The organism is Cryptosporangium arvum DSM 44712, from assembly GCF_000585375.1.
GTDB classification, from domain to species: Bacteria; Actinomycetota; Actinomycetes; order Mycobacteriales; family Cryptosporangiaceae; genus Cryptosporangium; species Cryptosporangium arvum.
The window spans coordinates 7,280,226-7,306,593 of sequence record NZ_KK073874.1; the positions used below are offsets into that span (position 1 = coordinate 7,280,226).

Genomic DNA, 26,368 nt, shown 5'->3' on the forward strand with positions numbered 1-26,368 from the left:
TGACCAAAGGAGGACGAATTTCGTTGTGTCGTAACGGTTTCGGGTGTTCTGAGCCCGATTTACGCGTGTAGCGGCCTCTCCGACGGTGAAAAACGAAGCGGCCGGAATCCGTTGACGCGCAACGAATTCCGGCCGCTCGGACCGGCGGAAGCCTTACTGCACGGTCGACAGCGTGCGCGGCAACCAGCCCGGACGCTTCTTCTCGAACTCGTCGACGGCATCTGCGTGGCGCAGCGTCAGGCCGATGTCGTCGAGGCCTTCCAGCAGGCGCCAACGGCTGTAGTCGTCGAACTCGAATTCCTCGACCTGGTCGCCGAAACGCACCTGGCGAGCGCGTAGATCGACCGTGACCTCGGCGGCCGGATCGGCCTCGATCACCTTCCAGAGCGACTCGACGGTCTCTTCCGGCAGAACAACCGTGAGTAGACCGGCCTTGAGCGAGTTACCCCGGAAGATATCGGCGAAGCGCGGCGAGATGACGACCTTGAAGCCGTAGTCCATCAACGCCCAGACCGCGTGTTCCCGCGAGGAACCGGTACCGAACTCGGGCCCCGCGACCAGGATCGTGCCGTTCGTGTATTCGGGCTGATTGAGCACGAACTCGGGATCGCCGCGCCAGGCCGAGAACAGTCCGTCCTCGAAACCAGTACGCGTGACCCGCTTCAGGTACACGGCCGGGATGATCTGATCCGTGTCGACGTTGGACCGGCGCAGCGGAACGGCCCGGCCGGTGTGCGTGGTGAATTGCTCCATGACTTTTCAGCTCCCCACAGCGGCGGTCTCGACCGGCGGCAGATCGGCCGGCGCGGACAGGTGGCCGGTGATCGCGGTGGCCGCGGCCACCAGCGGCGACACCAGGTGCGTCCGGCCGCCCTTGCCCTGCCTGCCCTCGAAGTTGCGGTTCGAGGTGGAGGCCGAGCGCTCCCCCGGCGAGAGCGTGTCGGGGTTCATGCCCAGGCACATCGAGCAACCCGCCTGACGCCACTCGGCCCCGGCCGCGCTGAAGACCTGGTCCAGGCCCTCGGCCTCGGCCTGCTGCTTGACCTGCATCGAACCGGGCACCACGAGCATGCGGACGCCGTTGGCGACCCGCCGCCCGCCGAGCACCGCCGCGGCGGCACGCAGGTCCTCGATCCGGCCGTTGGTGCAGGAACCGAGGAAGACCGTGTCGACCGTGATGTCACGCAGCGGCGTACCGGCGGTGAGGCCCATGTACTCCAGCGCGCGCTCGGCGGCCGTGCGGGCGCCCGGGTCGGTGAACGACGCCGGGTCGGGCACGTTCTCGCCCAGCGGGAGGCCCTGGCCCGGGTTCGTGCCCCAGGTGACGAACGGCGTCAGCGCGCTCGCGTCGATGTCGACCTCGACGTCGAAGGTCGCGCCCTCGTCGGTGGGCAGCGTCTTCCAGTACTCGACCGCGGTGTCCCAGTCCTGGCCCTCCGGTGCGTGGTCACGCCCCTTCAGGTACTCGAACGTGGTCTCGTCGGGCGCGATCATGCCGGCGCGGGCACCGGCCTCGATCGACATGTTGCAGACCGTCATCCGGCCCTCCATGGAGAGCGCCCGGATCGCCTCGCCCCGGTACTCCAGGACGTACCCCTGGCCGCCGCCGGTACCGATCTTGGCGATCACCGCCAGGATGATGTCCTTCGGCGTGACGCCGTCCGTGAGCGCGCCGTTGACGTTGATCGCCATCGTCTTGAACGGCTTGAGCGGCAGCGTCTGGGTGGCGAGCACGTGCTCGACCTCGCTGGTGCCGATGCCGAACGCGAGCGCGCCGAACGCGCCGTGCGTCGACGTGTGGCTGTCGCCGCAGACCACGGTCATGCCCGGCTGGGTGAGCCCCAGCTGCGGGCCGATGACGTGCACGATGCCCTGGCTGGCGTCGCCCATCGGGTGCAGGCGGATGCCGAACTCGGCGCAGTTCTTGCGCAGCGTCTCGACCTGCGTGCGGCTGACCGGGTCGGCGATCGGCTTGTCGATGTCGACGGTGGGGACGTTGTGGTCCTCGGTCGCGATCGTCAGATCGGGACGGCGGACCGGCCGGCCGGCGATTCGAAGACCCTCGAACGCCTGCGGGCTGGTGACCTCGTGCACGAGGTGCAGATCGATGTAGAGCAGATCCGGTTCACCCGGCTGCGAACGCACGACGTGTGCGTCCCAGACTTTCTCCGCGAGCGTTCGGCCCATGTCAGGCTCCCAACTTCATGACTTCCTGCGATGTGGGATGGTAGTTTCGTCTTGTGGGACAGACTATCAGCGGTGTCGGGGTGCTCGACAAGGCCGTGGCGATCCTCGAGGCCACGGTCGACGGCGCCAGCCTGGCCGAGCTCGTCGAACGTTCCGGCTTGCCCAGGGCCACCGCGCACCGGCTCGCGCAGGCACTCGAGGCGCACCGGTTGCTCGTCCGGGACGAGGCCGGGCGCTGGCGGCCCGGCCCGCGGCTGGCCGAACTCGCGAACGCCGCCCCCGACGCACTGCTCACCGCCTCCGCGCCGGTGCTCGCCCAGCTGCGTGACGCGACGGGCGAGAGCGCCCAGCTCTACCTGCGCCGGGCGGACGAGCGGATCTGCGTGGCGGCCGCCGAGCGGTCCAGCGGGCTGCGTGACACCGTGCCGGTGGGCACCGGGCTGCCGATCACGGCCGGGTCCGGTGCGCAGGTGCTGCTGGCCTGGGAGCCGCCGGAGTCGGTGCTGCCGCTGCTGCCCCGGTGCCGGTTCAGCGGGCGGACGCTCGCCGAGGTGCGGCGGCGCGGGTGGGCCTCCAGCGTCGCGGAGCGCGAGCCCGGTGTCGCGTCGGTGTCGGCTCCGGTGCGCGACCGGCAGGGGCGGGTCATCGCGGCGATCTCGATCTCCGGCCCGATAGAGCGTCTGGGCCGCCGCCCCGGCGAACGTCATGCCGTGCAGGTGATCCGAGCCGGGCAGCGCCTCTCCGGGTTGTGAAGCACCACTGGTGAACGACGAAGCCCCGGGCCTGGACAGGCCCGGGGCTTCGTCGTTGGTGCGTCAGCTACGGCGACGGCGGCGGGCCGCCACCAGCAGCGCGGCTCCGGCGGCCAGGATGCCGGCTCCGACGCCGGCGATCTTCGGACCGTCGTCGCGGCCGGTGACCGGGAGCTCCGGCTGGTTCTGGCCGGTCTCCGGCTGCTGCGGCTGGCCCGGAGGCGTCGACTCGGCCGGCTGCTGCGGCTGACCGGGCGGCGTGGACTCGGCGGGCTGCTGCGGCTGCCCCGGAGGCGTCGTCTCCTCGCCCGGGGGCGTGGTCTCGGGCACCTCGGGCGGCGTGGAGGCCTGCGGCTGCACGGGCTGGTTCTCCGGCACCTCGGGGCCGGTGGACGCGCCCGGCTGCACCGCGCCGCCCTCGTTCTCCTCCGCCGGCGGGCTGGCCACGTTGGGGGTCTCGGCCAACCGGACGCCCGATCGCGCCTCGATCGCCGCGCCCGCCTGCGCCTCCGACACGCACTCGACGGCGAGCGGCTGGGTCACCGCGTTCGCGCACTGCTCCGCGTTCGCGGAGGGTCCTCCCGCGAGGACGAACGCCGTCACCGCTGCCCCCACGGTCGCTGCTCCCGCGTACGCGAGGCGGCGGAACCTGGGCTTCATATCAACACCTACCTGTCCACAATCGGGTCGACCCGGTTGGATCCCTCAAACCTGTACATAGCTCTGTCACGGGCCATTTAACAGGATGAATGGGACGCAGATGATGTCTGCGGGCTGGGTGGGGCTTGAAACCATGCTTGTGGCGAAGTCGGATCAATCTTCGCGGCGTGTCACGAATCGACACGCCAACCACCGTCGGGCGGGCGCTCCGGCGCAGCATCCCGGGCCTCCGACGATTTCCCGGCCTACCGGGGGCCGCGTACGGCCGAAGGACTGGTCGAGACGGGGTCGCCAGCCGGGCTGCTCCCCAGGCCGGCAGCGACGGCCCTGCAGGGCTCGGAACGGAGACGGGGTAGCGAACATGACGAAGGCCAGGTCAGAAAGCCGGTTTCCCGGATCTGACCTGGCCTTTCGTACTGCGTAGCCCCGACCGGATTCGAACCGGCGCTACCGCCTTGAGAGGGCGGCGTCCTAGGCCGCTAGACGACGGGGCCCTAGGACAACGTCCGGGACGAACCGAACGCTGTTGAGCTGGGGTACCAGGACTCGAACCTAGACTAACGGAACCAGAAACCGTCGGGCTGCCAATTACCCCATACCCCAATAAAGCTGTGTACTTCCAAGAACTTCGTTGCTGACGTCTGCTTGGCGGTCATCCGCTCGCAACGTCGGTAACTCTAGCCGAGAGTGCGGGCCGGTCCCAAATCGGCCCCCGGCCCGCCTCTCGTCCGGCTCAGGCCGGTACCAGCTCGCGGGCAGCACGCAGCCGCGTCAGCGACCGGTCGCGCCCCAGCAGCTCCATCGACTCGTACAGCGGCGGGGACACCGTCCGGCCGGTGATCGCCGCCCGGACCGGCGCAAACGCCTTGCGGGGCTTGAGGCCGAGCCCGTCGACGAGCGCGGATTTCAGCGCGCCTTCGACGTCGGCCGCGGTCCACGAGGACAGCCCGGACAGGGCGGAGATCGTCGCGTCGAGCACCGGGGCCGCGTCCGCGCCGAGCACCTTCGCCTGCACGTCGGCCTCGACAGTGATGTCTTTCACGAACAGGAACCCGAGCATGCCGGGAGCCTGACCGAGAACCGGCATGCGCTCCTGGATCAGCGGCGCCGCGGCAGCGAGAAGTTCCTGCTCGGAAGGCGTCGGCTCGGGGGCGATCAGCCCGGCTCCGGCCAAGTAGGGCACCAGCCGGGACGCGAAGTCGTCGGGGGCGAGCAGGCGCAGGTGCGCGCCGTTGATCGCCTCGCACTTCCGCCCGTCGAAACGCGCTGGGTTCGGGCTCACGCGCGTGACGTCGAACGCGTCGGCCATCTCGCGCAGCGTGAAGATGTCGCGGTCCTCGGCGATCGACCAGCCGAGCAGCGCCAGGTAGTTGAGCAGCCCCTCGGGCAGGTAGCCCTGCTCGCGGTAGTGCAGCAGGTTGGCCTGCGGGTCGCGCTTGGAGAGCTTCTTGTTGCCCTCCCCCATGACGTACGGCAGGTGACCGAACTCGGGCACCCGCTCGGCCACCCCGACGTCGATGAGCGCGCGGTACAGCGCGATCTGGCGCGGCGTGCTCGGCAGCAGGTCCTCGCCGCGGAGCACGTGGGTGATCCGCATCAGCGCGTCGTCGACCGGGTTCACCAGCGGGTACAGCGGGTCGCCGTTGCCGCGCACGACGACGTAGTCCGGCACCGTGCCCGGGGCGAACGCCACGTCGCCGCGCACCAGGTCGGTCCAGCCGATCGAGTCGTCGGGCATCCGGAACCGCAACACGGGCACGCGGCCGGCCGCCCGCAACTCGTCTTTGGCGGCGTCGGTCAGGTTCCGGTCGTAGTTGTCGTAGCCCAGCTTCGGGTCGCGGCCGGCGGCGCGGTGCCTGGCCTCGATCTCCTCGCCGGACGAGAACGACTCGTAGAGGTACCCCGCGTCCCGGAGTTTGGCGACGACGTCCAGGTAGATCGAGCGGCGCTCCGACTGCCGGTACGGGCCGTGGTCGCCGCCGACCTCGGGGCCTTCGTCCCAGTCCAGGCCGAGCCAGCGCAGCGAGTCCAGCAACTGCTGGTAGGACTCCTCGGAGTCGCGGGAGGCGTCGGTGTCCTCGATCCGGAACACGAACGTCCCGCCGTGGTGCCGGGCGAAGGCCCAGTTGAACAGGCAGGTGCGGACGAGGCCGACGTGCGGGTTACCGGTGGGCGACGGACAGAACCGCACCCGGACCGACGGATCGCGGGACACGCGGGTTCCTTTCATGCGCGGTTGGCGACAGGGTTGGTGAGAGTGCCCAGGCCTTCGATGCGGACGCTCACCGAGTCACCGGCGACGATCGGGCCGACGCCGGCCGGGGTGCCGGTGAGGATCACGTCGCCGGGCAGCAGCGTCATCACGTGCGAGACGTACGACACCAGGGTCGGGACGTCGAAGATCATGTCCTTGGTGCGGCCGTCCTGCTTGACGTCCTGGTTGACCAGCGCCTGGACGCCGACGTCGGCCCAGTTCAGGTCGGTCTCGATCCACGGGCCGAGCGGGCAGAACGAGTCGTAGCCCTTGGCCCGGGTGAACTGGACGTCGTTGCGCTGCTGGTCGCGGGCGGTGACGTCGTTGGCGCAGGTGTAGCCGAAGACCGACTTCAGCGCGTCCTCGCGGGAGACCTGCCGGGCGCCCCGGCCGCCGATCACGATCGCGAGCTCGGCCTCGTGCTCGACCTGCTTGGAGTCGATCGGGAGCCGGATCGGGGCACCGGGGCCGATGATGCTCGTCGGCGGCTTGAGGAACAGCAGCGGCGCGGACGGCACCTCGTTGCCGAGCTCGCTGGCGTGGGCGGCGTAGTTGCGGCCGACGCCGACCACCTTGCTGGGCAGGATCGGCGGGAGGAGTTCCACGTCGGCGAGCGTCCAGCGCTCCCCGGTGTAGCGGATGCCGCTGAACGGCACTCCTTCGAGCTCGGCGATCGTCAGCGCTTCCGGATCGTCGGTTCCGGCCGGCCCTTCCACAGCGCCGAAAGCTCGGCCGCCGGGGTGAGCGAAGAGCGCGATGCGCACGGTTGAACTCCTGGGTGCGAGTGCGGTCGATTGATGCTCGCAACCCTAACCCTGGGGCACACCGGCCCCGACCCACCGCCAAGGGGTCGGGACCGGTGCCCGGTGCGGTCGGGCACCGACCGCACCGTGACCGTCGCCGACGCTTCACGGATCACCCGCCCCCATAGCGGGGCGACCCGTGCAGCCGTGCGTCGGCGCGGCCGTTCGCGGCCGGTCCGGGGGCGGGGCGCACCCCGGACCGGCGCGGGCTCAGAGGGCCCGGTACTCGGCGTAGGCGAAGTCGGCCGGGCGCCGTCCACCGGTCAGGTCCTGGGCCCACAGGCCGAAGAACGCGCCGGTGAACCCCTGCGTGTGCTCGTTCTCGTCGAGGAGCTCCAGTGCGTACTCGTCGGAGAGCACGCTCGCGTCGTGCGTCTCCGGCCACCACTGCAGTTCGCCACCCGGGAGCCCGTGCGCGAACCGCAGCGCCGAACCTTCCAGCTCGACACGCAGCACCACGCCGGCGGCGGGGTCGGCCACCGGAACCGGTACGCCGGTGTTGAGCAGCCGGCCCCGGTTCGAGGCGAGCACGTCGACGCTCGGGCCGTGCGCATCGTGCCAGGTGAGCCGCGCGTACACCCAGTTGAGCGTGTTGTAGTACGCCACGACGCCGGCCATCTGCCGGAACGAGGTCGGTTCGAAGCTCACCTGCGCCTCGAACGTGCTCGACGCGTGCTGCACACGGCGGCCCACCAGGCTCGGGTTACGCAGCGACGACGGCGATTCCCCGCCGTAGAGCCGCAGGTGGCCCGGCCGGTCGGACAGGCTGAGCCACTCCGGCGACGGCGGCCGGCGCAGCGTGCTCCACGGCGTGCCCAGCGCGGGGGCGTCGAAGTCGTCCCGCTCGGGCTCGTCGGGCCACGGGTGCGGCGTCAACGCCGGGGCGGCCACCTGGTCGGCCGGGCGCGCACCCGCGACCCGCGGCCAGCCGTCGGCGCTCCACTCGACCCGCTGGATCGCGGTCTCCCGGCCCAGGACGCAGCGCCCGCGCTCGGTGAGCGGACGCCCGACGAGGTGCGCGAGGAACCACTCGTCGTCGGGCGTCGCGACGAGCGAGCCGTGGCCGGCCTTCTGCAGGGTCAGCGACGGGTCGGGCCAGGACGTCAGCGTCGGCCCGGCCGGGTCGACCTCGTAGGGGCCCTGGATGTCCCGCGATCGGGCCACCGTCACCTGGTGCTTCCAGAACGTGCCGCCCTCGGCGGTGACCAGGTAGTACCAGCCGTCGCGCCGGTAGAGGTGCGGCGCCTCGGTCAGCCCGGCCGACGTCCCGGTGAAGACGACGACCGGCTCGCCGCGCAGCTGCCGCGCCGACCGGTCGTACTCCTGCAGGACGATGCCCGCGAACGTCTCCCGGCCCGGCCGGTAGTCGGCGGACATGCTCAGCATCCAGCTGCGGCCGTCGTCGTCGTGGAACATCGACGCGTCGAAGCCCAGCCCGTGCAGCGTCACCGGTTCCGACCACGGCCCGGTGATGTCCGGCGCGGTCACCAGGTAGTTCGGGGTGTCCCAGAACCCGCCGCCGTACGTCCCGACGTTGGAGTAGACGAGGTGGAACAACCCGTCGGTGTACGAGAGGCACGGTGCCCACACCCCGCCCGAGTCGCGCACACCGCGCATCTGCAGGAACTCCTCGCCGGTGAGCGCGCCACCGAGCGGACGCCAGTTCACCAGGTCACGGGAGTGGTGCAGGGAGACGCCGGGGAACCATTCGAACGTGGAGGTCGCCAGGTAGTAGTCGTCGCCGACGCGGAGGATCGACGGATCCGGGTGGAACCCGGTGAGCACCGGGTTCTGGATCACGGTGGGCGGTGCTTCGACTTCGATGGCCATCGACAAATCCTTTATTTACCGAAACCGGCCGAGAGGCCGCTGAGCAGTTGGCGTCGCCCGAAGAGGTAGAGCGCGAGCACCGGGAGCGCGGAGAGCACCACCGCGGCCAGCAGGCCGGGGACGTCGGTGCCGTACTGGCTCTGGAAGTTCCACAGCCCGAGCGGGAGAACCCGCTGTTCGGAGCTCTGGGTCAGGACGAGGGGGAACAGGATGCCGTTCCACGCGTTGAGGCCCGCGAAGATGCCGATGCTGGCCAGCGCCGGCCGCGACAGCGGCACGACGAGCCGGCGGAAGATCAACGCCTGGCCGGCGCCGTCGACGGTCATCGCCTCGTAGAGCTCGTTCGGCACGTCACGCAGCGCGCTGGTCAGCACGAGCACGGCCATCGGCATCGTGAACGCCGCCGTCGGCAGGACGATCGCGGTGAGGCTGTCGTAGAGGTGCAGGCGCGTGATCAGCAGGAAGATCGGGATGATCACGGCCTGGGCCGGAATCGCCAGCCCGGTCAGGAACAGCGTGAACGCGTAGCGCACCCACCGGCTGCGGCCACGCACGATCGCGTACGCGGTGGGCAGTGCGAGCACCAGCACCAGCACCACGGTCCCGGCCGCCACGATCAGGCTGTTGAGCAGGAACGTGCCGAACCCGAGGTCGATGACGTTCTGGTAATTCTTCAGCGTCGGCGACGTGGGCAGGTCCAGCGGCCCGTCGGAGACGTAGGCCTCCTGGGTGCGGAGGCTCGTGACGACGATGAAGTAGATCGGTACCGCGACGATCAGGAACCAGACCAGCGCGGCGACGCTCGCGGGGATGTTCGCGTTGCGCCTCTTCCGCGGCCGCTTCGGGGGCGCGGTACGGGTCTGCGTCTCCGGCCGGGTGAGAACTTCGGCGCTCACAGGCCCTCCCGATCACTCGTCATCCGGTGGTAGCCGGTCGACCGCACGACGACGACCGAGAGCACGGTGCCGACGATCACCAGCAGCACGGCGAGAACGCTCGCGTAACCCATGTCGAAGGCGATGAAGCCCTCCTGGTACATGTGCAGCGGCAGGACCTTCGTCGCGCCGCCGGGCCCGCCGTTGGTCAGCAGCAGGACCGACTCGAAGACCGTCACGGAGCCGACCAGCATCATCACCGACGACGCGACGATCGTGTTCCGCAGCTGCGGCAGGGTGATCGCGAAGAACTGGCGTACCCGGTCGGCGCCGTCGAGCTCCGCGGCTTCGTAGAGCATCGCCGGGATCTGCCGGGTCGCGGCCTGGTAGAGCAGCGTGTGGAACGGCACGAACTGCCAGGCCACGACGAAGACGATCGTCGGCAGCGCCCGGGTGGAGTCACCGAGGAAGTTGCCGTCGGGGGTGGCGAGGTACTTGCCCCACAACGCCGCCAGCCCGAAGTTCGGGTCGAGCAGCGAGACGAAGACCAGTGCGATCGCGGCGGTGGAGAGCAGCAGCGGCAGGAAGAACACCGTCGACAGAATGGCCCGGAACCGCTGCTGGCCAGCCGACCAGACGCCGATCAGCAGCGCGAGCGGGGTCTGCACGAGCCAGGAGCCGACCGTGAGGAAGAACGTCGTTTTGACCGCCGGCGGGAAATCGTGGTCTTTCAGCAGCGCGGACCAGTTGTCGGCCCCGGTCCACTGCGGCGTGCCCAGCCCGTTCCACGTCGTGAAGCTCAGGTACACCACCACGGCGATCGGGACGATGCCGAACAGTGCGAAGAACACCGCCGCAGGGGCGGCCCAGACGAATCCGGGCCGCTCCCGCTGTGAAACGGTGGTCACTGCGCCGAAGCCATGTCGTCGACGAAGGCCTGGGGGGTCATCTTCTGCAGGAACAGCTTCTGCAGGTTGGCCAGCAGCCGCTTCGCGAGGTCCGGAGCGATCGCCTGGTCCCAGGACTGCGCGAACGACGGCGCGGTCGACACCATCTTGAAGATGTCGGTGTTGAACTCCGCGTTCGGCTTCCCGGCGAGCTTGGCTTCCGCGTTCTTGGTCGCGGGCACCGCGCCGCTCTTGATCAGGTCGTCGATGTAGGCGTCGGACGCCACCGTCGAGGTGAGGTAGTCGATCGCCGCGTCCTTGTTCTTCGACCCCGCGGTCACCGAGAAGTAGTTGCTCGGGTTACCGACCAGGTTGCCGGGCTGACCCTTGCCACCGGCGATGGACGGGAACTGGAACCAGCCGAGGTCCTTCTTGGCGAAGGCCGGGTTGTTGGTCAGCTGGGTCGGGTACTCCCACGTGCCCATCAGGAACATCGCCGACTTACCGGTCGCGAGCAGCTTTCCGGCGCCGGCGTTGTCGTAGTTGATCGACGCGAAGTTCGTGCCGAAGGCGCCCTTCTTGGCCAGGTCCTGGCACATCTGCAGCGCCTCGACGACCGCGGGGTCCTTCCACGCCGCGCCGCCGTTCTTCGCGATCGCGTCCCACTTCTCCGGGCCGCCGATGCGGTCGAGGAAGTACTCGGCGTACATCAGCTCGGTCCAGCCCTGGGAACCGGGCAGCGCGATCGGCGTGACCTTCTTGGACTTGAAGGTGTCGACGAGCGCCAAGAACTCGTCGTAGGTCTTCGGCGGCTGCGCACCGGCCGCGGCGAACACGGCCTTGTTGTAGAAGAAGATCACCGGCTGGGTACCGGTCATCGGCAGGCCGTACTGCTTGCCGTCGATCTTCGCGGTCTCCAGGACGGCCGGCAGGAACGTGTCCACCACTTCCGGCTTCTTCGCCAGCGCGTCGTCGAGCGGGGCGACCTGGCCGGCCTTGACGAACTGCGCGAGGTTTCCGCCGCCCCAGTTGTAGAAGACGTCCGGCGCGTTGGGCGATCCCATCGCGACCTGGATCTTCTGCTTGTAGGCGTCGTTGATGTACGTGGCGAGCGTGGCCTTGGCGTCGCCGTCCTTGTTGTAGCGGTCGACCGAGGCCTTGACGACCGGGTTGAGGCCTGCGTCCTGCAGGGACCAGACCTGCATCTTGCCGGGCGTCGAGCCCGGGCCGGAGCTCCCGCAGCCGGTTAAGGCGAGTACGGCGGCGGTCCCCAGAGCAATTGCGGTTCGGCTGAAAAGCGCGCGTCGGCGCATCTCCGCACCAGTCCTTCCCCACGTCATTGGGTTCGAAAGGTTTCGAGCGGTATGAGGTGCACGGAAGGTAGGAGGAAGCGCTTTCACGGTCAATGAGATTGCAAATCACGATCCGGTAACGTTGTAGTTATTTCGAAAAGTTTCGGCTCTACGCTGCGCAAATGCCAGCACGAACGACCATCGCGGAGATCGCTCGGACCGCCAGCGTCTCGGTGTCGACCGTTTCCAAAGTCCTCAATGGCCACAGCGACGTCGCCGAGGACACCCGGCGGCGCGTCCAGCGGCTGCTCGACGAGCGCGGCTACCGCAAGCGCCGGGCAGCCCACCACCGCGGCCACGGCGCCCTCGTCGACCTGGTGATCAACAACCTCGACAGCGCGTGGGGCCTGGAGATCCTCACCGGCGTGGAGGAGGTGGCCGAGTCGGCCGGGATCGGGCTCGTGGTCAGCGCCGTGCACAGCCGGGCCGCGCTCACCCGTCGCTGGCTCGACTCGTTGTTGGCCCGCGGCTCGCAGGGCGCGATCCTGGTCCTCTCGGACCTCGACCCGGGCACGCGTGAGCAGTTACGACGGCACGGGACGCCGATCGTCGTCATCGACGGCGTCAGCCAGCCGCCGCCGGACGTGGCGTCGGTGGGCGCGACGAACTTCGCCGGCGGTTACGCCGCGACCGAGCACCTGATCGGGCTGGGCCACCGGCGGATCGGGGTGATCGGCGGGCCTGAGCAGCTCGCCTGCACCCGTGCGCGCCTGGCCGGGTACCGGGCCGCACACGAGGCCGCCGGGCTGCCGATACCGCGCGGGGTGCTGCGGTACGGGAACTTCTACCACGACGGCGGCCTGCGCGCGGCGCAGTCGATGCTCGCGCTCGACGACCCGCCGACCGCCATCTTCGCCGGTAGCGACATGCACGCGATGGGCGTCTACGAGGCCGCGCGCCAGTTCGGACGGCACCTCCCCCGCGACTTGAGCGTCGTCGGCTTCGACGATCTGAACTTCGCGTCCTGGACCGCGCCCGCGCTCACCACCGTGCGCCAGCCGCTGCACGAGATGGGGGCCACGGCCGCACGCACGCTGCTGCGGCTGATCGGCGGGGAGAGCCTCGACTCGGCCAGCCTCGAGCTCGCGACGAGCCTCGTCGTCCGCGACAGCACGGCTCCCCCGGGAGCGGCCTGACGCGTCGCTACCCTGGAACCATGCGGGTGATGGCGCGGAGCGAGTGGAGTGCGCGCGCCTCCGCCCACGCCGAGACCGTGGACGCGCTCCTGCGTGATCACCTCGACCGGCGGCGGCGCGGGATCAAGCACCCCGTCGAGGACTTCCTGTTCGAGTACTACTCGTACCGCCCGGGGCAGCTCCGCCGGTGGTTCCCCGGGGCCGGCGTGGTGCTCGAGGGCGCGTCACCGGACGAGTTCCCCGGCCACCGCGACGGCACCCTCGACCTGCCCGCGTTCCTCGCCCGCCGGGGCGACACCGTGCGCTGGGTGCGTGACCTGCTGGCCGCGACCGCGTCCCGGCCCGCCCAGCTGGGCTGCTTCGGGATGCACGAGTGGGCGATGGTCTACCGGTCGCCGGAGACCCGTCACGCCTGGCCGCTGCGCTTGGGTGGGGCCGCCACCGACGCGGTGGTGGAGGAGCGCGGCGTGCGCTGCAGCCACTTCGACGCGTTCCGGTTCTTCACCGCGCCCGCGCGCCCGCTGAACGTCCTCCAACCCACGCGGGACGACCAGGTCCGGAACGAGCAGCCGGGCTGCCTGCACGCCACGATGGATCTCTACAAGTGGGCGCACAAGCTGGCCCCGCTGACGCCGGCCGAGCTGATCCTCGACTGCTTCCGGCTGGCGCGCGAGGTCCGCGTGCTCGACATGCGCGCCAGCCCGTACGACTTCGCCGCGCTCGGGTACGAACCGGTGCGCATCGAGACGCCGGAAGGCCGCGCCGAGTACGCGGCCACCCAGCGCGGCTTCGCCGAACGCGGCGCCGCGCTCCGCGCCCGGCTGCTCGACGTGCTGACGCCGGAGATCGTGGCGCACGAGCCGGTCTGACCGGCCCGCGGGTCAGCCGGCGACGACGGCCTGGGAGCGGCGCACGCCGTACTCGATCGCGTCGATGAGCGCCCGGCAGGACGCCTCGATGACGTTCTCGTGCACGCCGACCGTCGTCCACTCGTTCTTGTGGTCGGTGGTGTCGATGAGCACCCGGGTGACCGCGTCGGTGCCGTGCCGCCCGTCGAGGATGCGGACCTTGTAGTCGGCGAGCTCGAGGTCGGCCAGCGACGGGTAGAACGTGGTGAGCGCCTGACGCAACGCGCGGTCGAGCGCGCTGACCGGGCCGTTGCCCTCGGCCGTCGCGATCACCCGCTGGTCGCCCACGGTGACCTTGACCGTCGCCTCGCTGATCACCGCGCCGTCCTCGCGGGACTCGGCCAGCACCCGGTAGGACTCGAGCCGGAAGAACAGCGGCGCCTCGTCGCCCTCCAGCTCCGAGCGCACGAGCAGCTCGAACGACGCGTCCGCCGCCTCGAACGACGAGCCGGACGCCTCCAGCTCCTTGACCCGGTGGACGACCCGGCCCACCGCGTCCGGCTGGTCGGTCAGGTCGATGCCCAGCTCACGGGCCTTCAGCTCGATCGAGGCCCGGCCGGCCATCTCGGTGACGAGGATGCGCATGTCGTTGCCGACGGCCGCCGGCTCCATGTGGTTGTAGAGCTCCGGCGCCACCTTGATCGCGCTGGCGTGCAGGCCGGCCTTGTGCGCGAACGCGCTCGCGCCGACGTAGGGCTGGTGGGTGTCGGGGGCGATGTTCGCGATCTCGGCGATCGCGTGCGACACCCGCACGAGCTCCGGCAGGCATTCGGCCGGCACGACCGGGCGGTTCATCTTCGTCACCAACCCACCGATGACCGCGAACAGGTCCGCGTTGCCCGCGCGCTCCCCGTAGCCGTTCGCGGTGCCCTGCACGTGCGTCGCCCCGGCCTCGACCGCGGCCAGCGTGTTCGCCACCGCGCACGCGGTGTCGTCCTGGGCGTGCATGCCGACGCGGAAGCCGGTGCGGGCGATCACCTCGGACACCACCCGGCCGACGCCCATCGGCAGCATGCCACCGTTGGTGTCGCAGAGCACGCCCACGTCCGCACCGGCCTCGAACGCCGCCTCCAGCACCCGGACGCCGTAGTCGCGGTCGTGGGAGTACCCGTCGAAGAAGTGCTCGCAGTCGAGGAACACCCGGCGGCCCTCGCCGACCAGGTACGCGACCGTGTCGCGCACCATCGCGAGGTTCTCCTCGTACGTGGTCCGCAGCGCGTCGGTCACGTGCCGGACGTCGGACTTCGCCACCAGGCACACGACCGGGGTCCTGGCCGCGAGCAGCGCGGCGACCTGGGCGTCGTCCTGCACCGCGGTGTTCGCCCTGCGGGTGGAGCCGAACGCGACCAGCTGCGCGTGCTTCAGCTCGAGCTCGGAGACCGCCCGCGCGAAGAACTCCGTGTCGGTCGGGAGCGCCCCCGGCCAGCCGCCCTCGATGAACCCGACGCCGACCTCGTCCAGGAGACGCGCCACCGCGAGCTTGTCGGTGGCCGAGTACGAAATGCCCTCGCGCTGCCCACCGTCACGGAGCGTGGTGTCGAAGACGTGGAAGGTGTCATCCATGGCGAAGGCCTCTCATCAGCGGGTTCGGCGGACAAACAAAAAGACCCCCCACTTCGTGGGAGGTCTGCGCGTCAGCGTGGTGCGGGCTGGCGCGCTAGCTGGTAATGCAGAACCCGGTCATGGGTCGATAGTTACACACGGGCGTCGGTCACGGGAGCCCGACTCGCTCGTGCGTCCACATACTGGAAGGAGACCCGGTGTCCCGGCGTCCGCTCATCGGCATCACGTCCTACGTCGAGCAAGCACGCTGGGGCGTGTGGGACTTCCGCGCGTCCCTGATCCCGCACGGTTACGTGGACGCGGTGAAAGCGGCCGGTGGCCGCGCGGTGCTGCTCCCACCGGACCTGGTCGACGACGACGTGCTCGACGCGCTGGACGGGCTGATCGTGTCGGGCGGCGTCGACGTCGACCCGGCGCTCTACGGCGCCGAGCCGCACCCGTCGACCGACGCTCCGCAGGTCGACCGCGACGCCGGCGAGCTGCTGCTGATCCACGGCGCGTTCGCCCGTGACCTGCCGCTGCTGGGCGTGTGCCGGGGCGCGCAGCTGATGGCCGTCGCCCGCGGCGGGACCCTGATCCAGGACCTACCGCTCGGTGTCCACCGCGAGGTGCTCGGCGTCTTCAACCAGCACCCGGTGACGCCGGTCGGAGGTCTGGTCGCGCAGCTCCTCGGCGACGCGGAGTTCAAGGTCAACGCCCACCACCACCAGGCCGTGGACGACCCGGGTTCGCTCGTCGTCACCGCCCGCGCCGAGGACGGGGTCGTCGAGGCGGTGGAGGACCCGGCGATGCGGTTCGCGGTCGGCGTGCAGTGGCACCCGGAGCTTCTCGACGACCCCCGACTTTTCCGTGCTCTCGTCGAGTACTCTGGTTCGAGTATTCGAGACCGGAGGTGAGCGTGGCGCGGCGACGGGTGTCCAATCCCCTGGCTCTCGCGGCGCTGACGCTGCTCCAGGAACGGCCGATGCACCCGTACGAGATGTCCGCGACGCTCCGTGAGCGACGCAAGGACGAGAGCATCAAGCTCAACTACGGGTCGCTCTACTCGGTGATCGAGTCGCTGCAGCGCCACGGGCTGATCGAGGCGCAGGAGACCACCCGCGAGGGACGCCGCCCGGAGCGCACGGTCTACGCGATCACCGAGGCCGGCCACCGCGAGGCCGAAGACTGGCTCAGCGAGCTGGTGAGCCGCCCGGTGAAGGAGTTCACCCAGTTCGAGGCCGCGTTGTCGCTGCTCGGGGCGTTGCCGGTCGGTGACGTCATCCGGCTGCTCCGGGTGCGCCTGGCGTCGCTGACGCTCGAGGCCCGGTCGGCCGCCGCGGTCCAGGACGCGGTCGCCGGCCTCCCACGCGTCTTCATGCTGGAGAACGAGTACGAGGTGGCGCTGCGCGACGCCGAGATCCGGTTCGTCACCGGCCTGCTGCGCGACATCGAGGACGGCACGCTGTCCGGCCTCGACGGCTGGCAGCGGATCCACGAGCTCCGGGCTTCCGGTCTGTCTCCCGACGAGATCGACGCGAAGCTCCGGGAGGAGTTCCCGGCCCTGTCCCCGGAGGTGAGCCCACCGAAATGACGATGACCCCCGGAACGGCGCGCCAACGCCGGCCCGGGGGCCACCCCCAATTCCCCGAGTCGAGCCCGCCGCAGCGGACGCGGACCCCAGGTCGCACCTTCAGGGTACCGCCGCCGCCTCCGACGGCTCGGCTACCGACCCTGAAAGGGTTCGTCATGCCAGTCATCCGAGCGTCGGAGCTCACCAAGAGCTACCGGCGCGTCCGCGCCCTCGACGGCGTCAGCTTCGACGTGGCGTCCGGCACCGTGTTCGCGCTGCTGGGGCCGAACGGCGCCGGCAAGTCCACCACGGTCAAGATCCTCAGCACGCTGAGCAGGCCCGACGGCGGCACCGCGTCGGTCGCGGGCTTCGACGTGCTCCGGCAGCCGGCCGCGGTGCGGGCCGCGATCGGGTACGTCTCCCAGCGCCCCGGCTTCGACCCGATGGCGACCGGGCGCGAGAACCTCGTGCTCACCGCACGGCTGCGCGGGGTGTCCCGCCGGGACGCGGGCCGCCGGGCCACCGAGCTGCTCGACGCGTTCGACCTGTCCGACCACGCCGGCCGGCTCGCCCGCACCTGGTCCGGCGGGATGCAGCGCAAGCTCGACGTCGCGATGGGGCTGGTGCACGAGCCCCGGGTGCTCTACCTGGACGAGCCGACGACCGGACTCGACCCGGAGGCGCGCACCCAGCTCTGGGACACGGTCCTGCGGCTCGTGCGCGGCAGCGGGCTCACAGTCGTGCTCACCACGCACTACCTGGAGGAGGCCGATCAGATGGCCGACCGGCTGGTGATCGTCGACTCCGGACGGGTCGTCGCGGCCGGTGAGCCGGCCGCGCTCAAGGCCGAGCTCGGGGGCGACACCGTCCAGGTCGACCTGCGCTCGGCCGACGACGTGACCCGGGCCGGGCAGGTACTGGAGTCGCTGCCCGGCGTGGTGCACGTCCGCCGCGACGGCGCGCGCCTGCGTGCCCAGGCCCGGGACGCCGCGAGCGTGCTCCCCCGCGCGCTCTCCGGTCTCGGCCGCGAGGACATCGCGGTGGACGCGGCCGGTCTCGCCCGCGCGTCCCTCGACGACGTGTACCTGCGCTACGCCGGACGCGCGTACCAGGCGGTGTCGGCATGACGCTCGCGCTCGCCCAGACCGGGCTGCTCACCGCCCGCTCGTTGCGGACGCTCGGCCGCCAACCCGTCTACCTGGCGTTCTCGCTGGTGCAGCCGTTGCTGTGGCTGCTGCTGTTCGGCAGCGTGTTCACGGCCATCGGCCGACTGCCCGGGTTCGGCGGCTCGTACCTGGAGTTCCTGACGCCCGGCGTCGTCGCGATGACCGCCATGCTCACCGCGAACTGGGCCGGCACCACGTTCGTGCAGGACATCGACCGCGGCGTGATGGACCGCACGTTGAGCTCGCCCACCCGGCGCGGGGCGATCGTCGCCGCGTCGATCGTGCATCAGGGCATCAGCGTGGTGATCCTCGGCGCGCTGGTGTTCGGCGCGGCCTGGCTGGCCGGGGTGCGCTTCCCCGGTAGCTGGGTGGGCGTCCCGGTGGCGCTCGGGCTCGCCGTGCTGCTCGCCGCCGCGTTCACCGCGCTCTCCGACGCACTGGCGGTGCTGGTGCGCTCGCAGGAAGCACTGATCGGGCTGTCGCAGTTCCTCGCGCTGCCGCTGTCGTTCCTGTCGTCGGTGCTGATGGCGCCCGGGTTGATGCCGTCGTGGGTGGCGTCGGCGGCGCGCTGGAACCCGCTCGACTGGGCGGCGGTCGGCAGCCGGGAGGCGCTGTCCGCGTCGCCGGACTGGGGGCTGGTGACCCGGGACGCGGTGCAGCTGGCGGTACTCGCCCTGGTATTCGCGGTCGGGGCGGTCGGAGCGTTCCGCTCGTACCAGCGCGGTTCATGACGGGTGGGGCCCGGCGCTTGACCTACTCGATGGTACGAGTACTACGGTCGTGGCGTCGGGTCCCCGCCGTCGGGCACAGTGACGTTCATGGCTGATGGGGACGAACCGCCGTCGGAAGGAACCGCCATGGGCGCCGAGGCCATCCCGGACTGGATGCGCATTCCCCAGGGGCAATGGACGGCCGACGACTTGGACCTGGTGCCCGAGGAGGTCGGCCGCTGTGAGGTGCTCGACGGAGCACTTATCGTGATGTCCCCCCAGCGCGCTTTTCACTCGGTAGTGATCCGGCGCCTCGCTAACCTTCTCGAGTTCGCCGCCCCGCCCGGGTGGAGCGTCCTCACCGAGATGACGGTCCGCATCGATGACCGCAATCGCCCGGAGCCCGACATCGTCGTGCTGCGGCCGGGGTTCGCTGTCGAGCGGAGTACGACGACATGCTGTCCCCCGGACATCGCGTTGGCAGTCGAAGTCGTCTCGCCGGACTCGGTCCTCCGCGATCGAGTCATCAAACCGGAGAAGTTCGCGGCCGCCGGCATTCCGCAGTACTGGCGCATTGAGGACGAGGCCGGGGCGACGGTTGCTCACCTCTTCGAACTGGACCGTAGAGGCACGTATGTCGAAACGGCGGTCGAGCGCGGAAAGATCCGCCTCGACCAACCGTTCCCGCACTTCCTCGACGTCGACCGGCTGTATCCCTAGAGGGGGGTCACGTAGGCGCCGCTGATCCCGCCGTCGACCAGGAACTCGCTCGCGGTGATGAACGACGAATCGTCCGACGCCAGGAACGCCACCGCGGCCGCGATCTCGGTCGCATCGGCGAACCGCCCCATCGGGATGTGCACCATCCGCCGCGCGGCCCGCTCCGGATCGGACGCGAACAGCTCACGCAGCAACGGGGTGTCCACCGGCCCGGGTGAAACCGAGTTCACCCGGATGCCCTCGCGCGCGAACTGCACCCCGAGCTCCCGCGTCATCGCCAACACCCCGCCCTTCGAAGCGGTGTAGGAGATCTGCGAGGTGGCGGCACCCATCTTCGCCACGAACGACGCGGTGTTGATGATCGAGCCCTTGCCCTGCCGCTGCATCACCGGAATCTGCGCCTTGCAGCACAGGTACACCGACGTCAGGTTCACGTCCTGCACCCGGCGCCAGGCGTCCAGCCCGGTCGTGAGGATCGAGTCGTCGTCCGGCGGGGAGATGCCCGCGTTGTTGAACGCGATGTCCAGCCGTCCGTACGTGTCGACCGCCGCCGCCACCATCGCCGCGACGTCGGCCTCGGACGTCACGTCGGTACGCACGAACGTCCCGCCGACCTCCTTGGCGGCCGCCTCCCCCGCGGTCGGGTCCACGTCCGCCACCACGACCCGCGCGCCCTCGGACGCGAACCGCCGCACGGTCGCCAGCCCGATACCGCTTCCCCCACCGGTGACGATCGCCACGCGGTCAAGCAGTCGTTCCATTCAGTCCTCCGTCGCGATGAACACGTTTTTGACCTCGGTGAACGCGGTGAGCGCGTCCGGTCCGAGTTCCCGCCCCAGCCCGGAGCGCTTGAAGCCGCCGAACGGCGTCGAGTAGCGCACCGAGGAGTTCGAGTTGACGCTCAGGTTGCCCGCCTCGACGCCGCGCGCGACCCGCAGCGCCCGGCCGACGTCCCGGGTCCAGATCGAACCCGACAGCCCGTAGAGCGTGTCGTTGGCGATGCGCACCGCGTCGGCCTCGTCGTCGAACGGGAGCACGGCGACGACCGGACCGAACACCTCCTCGGTCACGATCCGATCGTCCGCCGAGGCCGGCAGCACCACGGTCGGCGGGAACCAGAAGCCCGGCCCGGAGGGCGCCTCACCGGCGAAGGCCACCGGGGCCTCGGCCACGTAACCCGCGACACGGGCGAGCTGCGCCGCGCTCACCAGCGGTCCCATGTCGGTGTCCGGCGCCAGCGGATCGCCGACCCGGAACGCCCGCACCGCGGGCTCCAGGAGCGCGAGGAACTCGTCGAACACCGAGCGCTGCACCAGGATCCGCGACCGCGCGCAGCAGTCCTGCCCCGCGTTGTCGAACACGCCCCCCGGCGCCGCGGTGGCCGCCCGCTCCAGGTCGGCGTCGGCGAACACGATGTTCGCGGACTTCCCGCCGAGCTCGAGCGTCACCCGCTTGATCGACACGGCGCAGGTGGCCATCACGTGCTGCCCCACCGCGGTGGAGCCGGTGAACACGATCTTCGCGACGTCGGGGTGCGTCAGCAGCCGCTCCCCCACCACCCGGCCCGCGCCGGGCAGCACGGTGAACACGCCCTCGGGGATACCGGCCTCCAGAGCCAGTTCCCCGAGCCGGATCGCGGTCAGCGGCGTCAGCTCCGCGGGTTTGAGCACCACCGTGTTCCCCGCCGCCAGCGCGGGCGCGAACCCCCAGCCCGCGATCGGCATCGGGAAGTTCCACGGCACGATGATCCCGACCACGCCTAGCGGTTCGTGGAACGTGACGTTCACGCCGCCCGCGACCGGGATCTGCCGGCCGAAGTTCCGCTCGGGCGCGCCGGCGAAGTACTCGAGGACGTCACGGACGTTCCCGGCTTCCCACCGGGCCGAGCCGATCGGGTGGCCGGCGTTCGCCACCTCCAGCGCGGCGAGTTCCTCGATGTGCGTGTCCACGACCGCGGCGAACCGGCGCAGCAGCCGCGCCCGGTCGGCCGGGGTCACGTCCCGCCAGGCCGGCCAGGCCGCGCGGGCCCGGGCGACCGCCGCGTCCGTGTCCGCGACCGACGCCAGCTGAACGGTCGTGACGGTCTCCGCCGTGGCCGGGTTGACGACCTCGTGCTCGCCGGCGAAATCCAGCGTGTTGGTGCTCACGCAAACGCTCCTAGAGACGCTCGAAGCCGCGGCGCAGCTCCCAGTCGGTGACCGCGGCGTCGAACGCGGCCAGCTCGACGTCCGCGGCGTTGAGGTAGTGATCGACGACCTCGTCGCCGAACGCTTTCCGGGCCAGGGCGGACGCGGCGAACAGCTCGCGTGCCTCGCGCAGCGTCTTCGGCACCCGGGGTGCGTCCGACGTGTACGCGTTGCCGACCAGTTCGGGCTCGAGCTCCAGCTCCTCCTCGACACCGGCCAGCCCCGCCGCGACGATCGCGGCCGACGCCAGGTACGGGTTCACGTCCGCGCCCGGCACCCGGTTCTCGAAGCGCAGCCCGTGCCCGTGCCCGACCACCCGCAGCGAACACGTGCGGTTGTCGTGCCCCCAGGCCACGGCCGTCGGCGCGAACGACCCGTCCGCGTACCGCTTGTACGAGTTGACGTTCGGCGCGAACATCAGCGTCAGCTCACGCATGTACTTCAGCTGCCCCGCGAGGAAACGCTGGAACAGCGTGTCGTCGTCGGCGAAGACCGCGGAACCGTCGAGGCCGCGCAGCGACAGGTGGATGTGGCACGAGTTGCCTTCGCGCTCGTTCACCTTCGCCATGAACGTCAGGCTGACGTTCTCCTGGGCCGCGATCTCCTTCGCGCCGTTCTTGTAGATCACGTGGTGGTCGCACGCGGCGGTCACCTCGTCGTACTTGAACGCGATCTCGTGCTGCCCGGGGTTGCACTCGCCCTTCGCCGACTCGACGGTCAGCCCGGCGCCGGTCATCGCGAGCCGGATCCGGCGGAGTAACGGCTCGATGCGCGCGGTGCCGAGCAGCGAATAGTCGACGTTGTACTGGTTGGCCGGGGTCAGGTTCCGGTAACCGGCGTTCCAGGCCTGCTCGTAGGAGTCCTTGAACACGATGAACTCGAGTTCGGTGCCGGCGTAGGCCTTCCAGCCGTGCTCGGCCAGGCGCGCGGTCTGGCGCCCCAGGATCTGCCGGGGCGACGCCACGACCGGCTTCCCGTCGAGCCACTCCAGGTCGGCGAGCAGGCCGACGCTGCCCGGGTGCCAGGGGATGCGGTGCAGCGTCGAGAGGTCGGGCTGCAGGACGAAGTCGCCGTACCCCGACGACCACGAGCTCATCGCGTACCCGTCGACCGTGTTCATGTCGACGTCCACCGCGAGCAGGTAGTTGCACCCCTCGGCGGCGTGCCCGAGCACGTCGCTCAGGAAGTACCCCGCGTCGAGCCGTTTTCCTTGCAGGCGGCCCTGCATGTCGGTGAAGCCGAGAACCACGGTGTCGATGCTTCCGTCCGCGATCTCGATGCGGAGCTGCTCGAGGTCCAACCGGCCCGCCATGCCCACCTCCGGATTTCGGTCGTTGCTGCGCAACGTAGGACTTGTGTGCCGTCCGCGCAATGGTCCACGTTCAGACCTTTACGTCGACGCAACACGCTCACCGCAGGAACCCTCGCAACAGAGCGGCGGTCGCGTCGCAATGTTCGCGCATGACGGTGTCGGCGCGGGCGGGGTCGCCGGCCGCGATCGCCGCGACCACGTCGGCGTGCTGGGCGTCGGAGTGCGCGATGTTCGTGCGCAGCACCGGGATCAGCTCGAGCAGGCCGGAGAGCCGCGCCTGCACGTCGGCCACCGCCGTGATCAGCGGTTCGTTGCCGGTGACGCTCGCGATCGCCAGGTGGAAGCGGGAGTCGGCGCGGCGCCGGAACCCGTCGTCGGGGGCCTCGGTGGCTTCGGCGAGGCACGCCCGCAGGTGGTCGTGCGCGGCGGCGGACAGGTCGGTGGAGGCCGCGAGCGCCGCCGCGCCGGGCTCGATGATCCGCCGGTAGTCCAGCGCGTGCGTGAGCGCCTCCCCCATCGAGCGCGCGACCGCCTGGGCGTCCCCGCCGCTGGGCCTGCGGTCGCAGACGAATGTTCCGCCCCCGCGCCCCCGGCGTGAGGTCACGAAGCCCGCGTCGGCCAGCGCGGCCAGCGCGTCCCGCAGCGTCATCCGGCTGACGCCGAGCATCGCGGCCAGCTCGCGTTCCGGTGGGAGCCGCTCGGTCACCGCCCCCAGGCGGATCGCGGTGGCCAGCCGCTCGACCGCCACCTCGAACGGGTTGCCGTCCCGGACCGGCCGGAACAGCGTCCGCGCGAGCGCGGCCTCCGCCCCGGACACGGCCGGATCCGGGAACGGCGCGGGATCCGCCCCGGACACGGCCGGATCTCGCTCCGGGGGCGGCGCGGGGGCGGGGATGGTCAGCCTCCGTCCACGCCCGGGATGCGGCCGTTGCGGAACGCGTCGACGAAGTGCCGGTGATCGTCGCGGACCTGGCGCGCGTAGCCCAGGCCGAACGCGACCAGATCGGCCGCGAACTCCTGGTCCCGGTCGCCGACCGCGGCCACGATCGCGTCCTCGGTCTGGAACTTCACCAGGCTCTGCTCGCTGTCGGCGTCGGACACGCAGTGCACCTTCGCGACGGCCTGCCCCAGCTGGTCGAGCAGCGGCATGATGTCGTCGGGCTCGTTCACGTCGGCCCAGTCGATGTCGTTCTCGTACGGCGACAACTCCTGCACGACCTGGCCCACGCCGTCGATCTCGGTCCAGCCCAGCCAGGGGTCGGCGTGCGCCTGCAGCGCCCGCTGCGACACCACCGTGCGGTGGCCGTGGTGCTGGAAGTAGCCCTTGATCTCCGGGTCGTCGATCACCCGGCTCGGCGCGGCGACGTTGCCCTGCTTCATCGAGAGCACGACGTCGTTCTCCAGCGCCTGCGTCGCGCCCTCGACGAGCAGGTTGTAGGCGGGCAGCCCGGCCGAGCCGATACCGAACCCGGAGCGCCCGACGATGTCCTTCACGACGTAGCTGGAGACGTCCTTGCGCTTGCCCTCCGGGATCGTCTCCAGGTACTTGCGGAACGCGCCCTCCACCAGGGCCTTCTCGGTCGACTCGAGCGGCCGGACGCCCGGGCCGTCCCGGAACACCCGGTCGGCGTTGCGGATCGTCGTGGTGCGCTGCAGGAGCGCGATCCGGGTCTGCATCCGCGAGTCGAGCAGGACGTCACGCAGCACGCCGCTGGCGCTGTCGAGCGTCAGCCGGAACTCCTCGTCACCGGCGTGCTCGTGGAAGCGCCGCACGGTGCGCAGGTAGGCGTCGGAGACCGTACGGATCATCCGCTCGATCGTGCCGTCCGACAACGCTTTCCCGAAGCCCAGCAGCGCGAGGCTGGCCGCCAGGCGCTGCAGGTCCCAGGTGTAGTGGCCGACGTAGGCCTCGTCGTAGTCGTTGACGTCGAACACCAGCACCCCGGACGAGTCCATGTACGTGCCGAAGTTCTGGCAGTGCAGATCGCCCTGGATCCAGACCCGCCGACTCCGCTCGTCGGTCCACGGGTCCTCGATGTCGATCCGCGGGTCCGTGACGTCGGCGTAGAAGATGCACGCGCTGCCACGGTAGAACGCGAACGGGTCGGCGGCCATCTTCCGGAACTTGGTCCGGAAGGCGGCCGGCGCGGCCTCGATCAGCGGCTCGAACGTGTCGACCAGGATCGTGATCAGCTGGTCGGACCGTTCGTCCGCGGGGCGGGCCGCGATGGCTTCGACCAGCGCCGTAGCCGGAGTGTCGCTCATGCGCGCAGAATAGACCGCACGGGCCAACCTTTACAGGGTCGTGATCCAGCCGTGCGTGTCCTCGGTACGGCCGTGCTGGAGGTCGAGCAGCGCGGCACGCAGCTTCATCGTGACCTCGCCGGGACCGCCGTCGGCGACCTGGAACTCGCCGTCGCTGCCCTTCACGGTGCCGACCGGCGTGATCACGGCCGCGGTGCCGCACGCGAACGCCTCGGACATCCGCCCGTTCGCGGCGGTCTCGCGCCACTCGTCGGTGGAGATGCGCCGCACCTCGGTGCTGAGGCCCAGTTCACCGGCCAACTGCAGAATGCTGTCCCGGGTGACGCCGGGCAGCAGCGAACCGTTGAGCTCGGGCGTGACGAGCGTGGTGCCGTCGAGGACGAAGTACAGGTTCATCCCGCCCATCTCCTCGATGTACTTGTGCTCGATCGCGTCGAGCCACACCACCTGGTCGCAGCCCTGCGCGGCGGCCTGGGCCTGGGCGACCAGGCTGGCGGCGTAGTTGCCCGCGCACTTCGCCTCGCCGGTGCCACCGGGCGCGGCCCGGGTGTAGTCGGTGGAGAGCCAGACGCTCACCGGCTGCACCCCGCGCGGGAAGTACGCGCCGACCGGGGACGCGATCAGCACGTAGAGGTACTCCAGCGCCGGGCGGACGCCCAGGTACGGGTCGGTCGAGAACATGAACGGCCGCAGGTAGAGGCTGGTCTCGGGCGCGCTGGGCACCCACTTCTCGTCGTGCTGGACGAGCAGCCGGATCGACTCCAGGAACAGCTCCTCGGGAAGCGGCGGCATCGCCAGGCGCGCGGCCGACCGGTTGAACCGGCGGGCGTTCTGCTCCGGCCGGAACAGGCCGAGGCTGCCGTCGGGGTGGCGGTAGACCTTCAGACCCTCGAAGATCTCCTGGCCGTAGTGCAGCGCGGAGGTGGCCGGGTCGAGGCTGATCGGCCCGTACGGCTGCAGCTGCGCGTCGTACCAGCCCTTACCGTCGGCGTACTTGATCGTCACCATGTGGTCGGTGAAGATCCGGCCGAAGCCCGGGTCGGCCATCAGCGCGGCGCGCTCGTCATCGGTACGCGGGTTCGTGGCCGGGACGATCTCGAAATCCAGGGTGCCGCTCATGAGGGTCCTTCCGCATCGCTGGGGTCAGCCCGGCCACGGGCGGGGCTGAGGGTGAATTTACCGGCAGTTCACGCGGCCGGGTTCGTCGGGAACGACGAAGGCCCGGTCACCGCGCTGGCGGTGACCGGGCC

24 protein-coding genes and 2 tRNA genes are annotated in these 26,368 nt (G+C 70.6%); 8 read left to right on the forward strand and 18 right to left on the reverse strand.

Annotated features, from left to right (window positions below):
* Window positions 1–153: 153 nt before the first annotated feature.
* Complete coding sequence (gene leuD / locus CRYAR_RS33290) at window positions 154–753, reverse strand: 3-isopropylmalate dehydratase small subunit (protein ID WP_035857159.1); 600 nt, start codon at window positions 751–753, stop codon at window positions 154–156.
* 6 nt (window positions 754–759) lie between these two features.
* Window positions 760–2,187 carry a 3-isopropylmalate dehydratase large subunit gene (gene leuC / locus CRYAR_RS33295; protein ID WP_035857160.1) on the reverse strand — a complete coding sequence of 476 codons (1,428 nt, stop codon included), beginning with the start codon at window positions 2,185–2,187 and terminating at the stop codon, window positions 760–762.
* Window positions 2,188–2,252: 65 nt separating this feature from the next.
* Between leuC and CRYAR_RS33300 the strand changes: the two genes are divergently transcribed.
* The gene (locus tag CRYAR_RS33300; protein ID WP_035868722.1) at window positions 2,253–2,939 is read left to right on the forward strand and encodes an IclR family transcriptional regulator domain-containing protein; all 687 of its coding nucleotides are present in this window, start codon (window positions 2,253–2,255) and stop codon (window positions 2,937–2,939) included.
* A gap of 63 nt (window positions 2,940–3,002) precedes the next feature.
* On the opposite strand, the gene CRYAR_RS43990 is transcribed toward CRYAR_RS33300, so the two are convergent.
* From CRYAR_RS43990 to CRYAR_RS33345, 9 genes are all read right to left on the reverse strand, one after another.
* Entirely contained in the window at window positions 3,003–3,599 is a 597-nt protein-coding gene (locus CRYAR_RS43990; RefSeq protein ID WP_051571276.1) for an LPXTG cell wall anchor domain-containing protein, read from the reverse strand.
* A 421-nt stretch (window positions 3,600–4,020) separates the two neighbouring features.
* Window positions 4,021–4,093 (reverse strand) — tRNA-Glu (locus CRYAR_RS33310).
* Between the two features lie 37 nt (window positions 4,094–4,130).
* Window positions 4,131–4,202, reverse strand: a tRNA-Gln gene (locus tag CRYAR_RS33315).
* A 130-nt stretch (window positions 4,203–4,332) separates the two neighbouring features.
* Window positions 4,333–5,829 (reverse strand): glutamate--tRNA ligase, encoded by a 1,497-nt coding sequence (gene gltX / locus CRYAR_RS33320; protein ID WP_035857161.1) that lies wholly within the window; start codon window positions 5,827–5,829, stop codon window positions 4,333–4,335.
* A complete protein-coding gene (locus CRYAR_RS33325; RefSeq protein ID WP_035857162.1) occupies window positions 5,826–6,617 on the reverse strand; it encodes a fumarylacetoacetate hydrolase family protein in 792 nt (263 codons plus the stop codon). The genes gltX and CRYAR_RS33325 overlap by 4 nt, the downstream gene beginning before the upstream one ends.
* A 249-nt stretch (window positions 6,618–6,866) precedes the next feature.
* On the reverse strand, window positions 6,867–8,486 hold the full coding sequence (locus CRYAR_RS33330; protein ID WP_035857163.1) for a glycoside hydrolase family 43 protein: 1,620 nt from the start codon (window positions 8,484–8,486) through the stop codon (window positions 6,867–6,869).
* Window positions 8,487–8,497: 11 nt separating this feature from the next.
* Window positions 8,498–9,382 (reverse strand): carbohydrate ABC transporter permease, encoded by an 885-nt coding sequence (locus CRYAR_RS33335; RefSeq protein ID WP_035857164.1) that lies wholly within the window; start codon window positions 9,380–9,382, stop codon window positions 8,498–8,500.
* A complete protein-coding gene (locus CRYAR_RS33340; protein WP_035857166.1) occupies window positions 9,379–10,269 on the reverse strand; it encodes a carbohydrate ABC transporter permease in 891 nt (296 codons plus the stop codon). The genes CRYAR_RS33335 and CRYAR_RS33340 overlap by 4 nt, the downstream gene beginning before the upstream one ends.
* Window positions 10,266–11,453, reverse strand: coding sequence for an extracellular solute-binding protein (locus CRYAR_RS33345; RefSeq protein WP_211247764.1), 1,188 nt, complete (start codon window positions 11,451–11,453; stop codon window positions 10,266–10,268). Before CRYAR_RS33345 ends, CRYAR_RS33340 begins: the two co-directional genes overlap by 4 nt.
* Before the next feature lie 269 nt (window positions 11,454–11,722).
* Between CRYAR_RS33345 and CRYAR_RS33350 the strand changes: the two genes are divergently transcribed.
* Complete coding sequence (locus tag CRYAR_RS33350) at window positions 11,723–12,736, forward strand: LacI family DNA-binding transcriptional regulator (RefSeq protein WP_035857167.1); 1,014 nt, start codon at window positions 11,723–11,725, stop codon at window positions 12,734–12,736.
* Entirely contained in the window at window positions 12,733–13,605 is an 873-nt protein-coding gene (locus CRYAR_RS33355; protein ID WP_425389403.1) for a 3-methyladenine DNA glycosylase, read from the forward strand. The genes CRYAR_RS33350 and CRYAR_RS33355 overlap by 4 nt, the downstream gene beginning before the upstream one ends.
* 12 nt (window positions 13,606–13,617) lie before the next feature.
* On the opposite strand, the gene cimA is transcribed toward CRYAR_RS33355, so the two are convergent.
* The gene (gene cimA / locus CRYAR_RS33360; RefSeq protein WP_035857169.1) at window positions 13,618–15,207 is read right to left on the reverse strand and encodes a citramalate synthase; all 1,590 of its coding nucleotides are present in this window, start codon (window positions 15,205–15,207) and stop codon (window positions 13,618–13,620) included.
* A 197-nt stretch (window positions 15,208–15,404) separates the two neighbouring features.
* Between cimA and CRYAR_RS33365 the strand changes: the two genes are divergently transcribed.
* The 5 genes from CRYAR_RS33365 (at window position 15,405) to CRYAR_RS33385 (ending at window position 19,355) form a co-directional block, all read left to right on the forward strand.
* Window positions 15,405–16,103 (forward strand): gamma-glutamyl-gamma-aminobutyrate hydrolase family protein, encoded by a 699-nt coding sequence (locus tag CRYAR_RS33365; RefSeq protein ID WP_051571278.1) that lies wholly within the window; start codon window positions 15,405–15,407, stop codon window positions 16,101–16,103.
* A 2-nt stretch (window positions 16,104–16,105) separates the two neighbouring features.
* On the forward strand, window positions 16,106–16,780 hold the full coding sequence (locus CRYAR_RS33370) for a PadR family transcriptional regulator (RefSeq protein WP_051571279.1): 675 nt from the start codon (window positions 16,106–16,108) through the stop codon (window positions 16,778–16,780).
* A gap of 155 nt (window positions 16,781–16,935) precedes the next feature.
* The gene (locus CRYAR_RS33375; protein WP_035857171.1) at window positions 16,936–17,886 is read left to right on the forward strand and encodes a daunorubicin resistance protein DrrA family ABC transporter ATP-binding protein; all 951 of its coding nucleotides are present in this window, start codon (window positions 16,936–16,938) and stop codon (window positions 17,884–17,886) included.
* Entirely contained in the window at window positions 17,883–18,656 is a 774-nt protein-coding gene (locus tag CRYAR_RS33380; RefSeq protein WP_035857172.1) for an ABC transporter permease, read from the forward strand. The genes CRYAR_RS33375 and CRYAR_RS33380 overlap by 4 nt, the downstream gene beginning before the upstream one ends.
* 87 nt (window positions 18,657–18,743) lie before the next feature.
* Entirely contained in the window at window positions 18,744–19,355 is a 612-nt protein-coding gene (locus CRYAR_RS33385) for a Uma2 family endonuclease (protein WP_084702018.1), read from the forward strand.
* On the opposite strand, the gene CRYAR_RS33390 is transcribed toward CRYAR_RS33385, so the two are convergent.
* The 6 genes from CRYAR_RS33390 to CRYAR_RS33415 form a co-directional block, all read right to left on the reverse strand.
* Window positions 19,352–20,116, reverse strand: a complete 765-nt coding sequence (locus CRYAR_RS33390; protein ID WP_035857174.1) for a 3-oxoacyl-ACP reductase — start codon at window positions 20,114–20,116, stop codon at window positions 19,352–19,354. The two genes, CRYAR_RS33385 and CRYAR_RS33390, sit on opposite strands and share 4 nt — an antisense overlap.
* Window positions 20,117–21,502 carry an aldehyde dehydrogenase family protein gene (locus tag CRYAR_RS33395; protein WP_245620549.1) on the reverse strand — a complete coding sequence of 462 codons (1,386 nt, stop codon included), beginning with the start codon at window positions 21,500–21,502 and terminating at the stop codon, window positions 20,117–20,119.
* A gap of 10 nt (window positions 21,503–21,512) precedes the next feature.
* On the reverse strand, window positions 21,513–22,853 hold the full coding sequence (locus CRYAR_RS33400) for a glutamine synthetase family protein (RefSeq protein ID WP_035857175.1): 1,341 nt from the start codon (window positions 22,851–22,853) through the stop codon (window positions 21,513–21,515).
* A gap of 97 nt (window positions 22,854–22,950) precedes the next feature.
* A complete protein-coding gene (locus CRYAR_RS33405; RefSeq protein ID WP_211247765.1) occupies window positions 22,951–23,709 on the reverse strand; it encodes a FadR/GntR family transcriptional regulator in 759 nt (252 codons plus the stop codon).
* A gap of 41 nt (window positions 23,710–23,750) precedes the next feature.
* Complete coding sequence (locus CRYAR_RS33410; RefSeq protein ID WP_051571280.1) at window positions 23,751–25,118, reverse strand: DUF2252 domain-containing protein; 1,368 nt, start codon at window positions 25,116–25,118, stop codon at window positions 23,751–23,753.
* 30 nt (window positions 25,119–25,148) lie between these two features.
* Window positions 25,149–26,237, reverse strand: a complete 1,089-nt coding sequence (locus tag CRYAR_RS33415) for a branched-chain amino acid aminotransferase (RefSeq protein WP_035857176.1) — start codon at window positions 26,235–26,237, stop codon at window positions 25,149–25,151.
* Between the last annotated feature and the right edge of the window lie 131 nt (window positions 26,238–26,368).

Bases quoted from the DNA above. Each gene is read 5' to 3' on its own strand.
- leuC (WP_035857160.1), bottom strand. From the start codon at position 2,187: ATGGGCCGAACGCTCGCGGAGAAAGTCTGGGACGCACACGTCGTGCGT.
- CRYAR_RS33385 (WP_084702018.1), top strand. From the start codon at position 18,744: ATGGCTGATGGGGACGAACCGCCGTCGGAAGGAACCGCCATGGGCGCC.
- CRYAR_RS43990 (WP_051571276.1), bottom strand. From the start codon at position 3,599: ATGAAGCCCAGGTTCCGCCGCCTCGCGTACGCGGGAGCAGCGACCGTG.
- CRYAR_RS33380 (WP_035857172.1), top strand. From the start codon at position 17,883: ATGACGCTCGCGCTCGCCCAGACCGGGCTGCTCACCGCCCGCTCGTTG.
- CRYAR_RS33410 (WP_051571280.1), bottom strand. From the start codon at position 25,118: ATGAGCGACACTCCGGCTACGGCGCTGGTCGAAGCCATCGCGGCCCGC.
- CRYAR_RS33345 (WP_211247764.1), bottom strand. From the start codon at position 11,453: ATGCAGGTCTGGTCCCTGCAGGACGCAGGCCTCAACCCGGTCGTCAAG.
- cimA (WP_035857169.1), bottom strand. From the start codon at position 15,207: ATGGATGACACCTTCCACGTCTTCGACACCACGCTCCGTGACGGTGGG.
- CRYAR_RS33390 (WP_035857174.1), bottom strand. From the start codon at position 20,116: ATGGAACGACTGCTTGACCGCGTGGCGATCGTCACCGGTGGGGGAAGC.
- CRYAR_RS33330 (WP_035857163.1), bottom strand. From the start codon at position 8,486: ATGGCCATCGAAGTCGAAGCACCGCCCACCGTGATCCAGAACCCGGTG.
- gltX (WP_035857161.1), bottom strand. From the start codon at position 5,829: ATGAAAGGAACCCGCGTGTCCCGCGATCCGTCGGTCCGGGTGCGGTTC.
- CRYAR_RS33375 (WP_035857171.1), top strand. From the start codon at position 16,936: ATGCCAGTCATCCGAGCGTCGGAGCTCACCAAGAGCTACCGGCGCGTC.
- CRYAR_RS33400 (WP_035857175.1), bottom strand. From the start codon at position 22,853: ATGGCGGGCCGGTTGGACCTCGAGCAGCTCCGCATCGAGATCGCGGAC.
- CRYAR_RS33415 (WP_035857176.1), bottom strand. From the start codon at position 26,237: ATGAGCGGCACCCTGGATTTCGAGATCGTCCCGGCCACGAACCCGCGT.
- leuD (WP_035857159.1), bottom strand. From the start codon at position 753: ATGGAGCAATTCACCACGCACACCGGCCGGGCCGTTCCGCTGCGCCGG.
- CRYAR_RS33350 (WP_035857167.1), top strand. From the start codon at position 11,723: ATGCCAGCACGAACGACCATCGCGGAGATCGCTCGGACCGCCAGCGTC.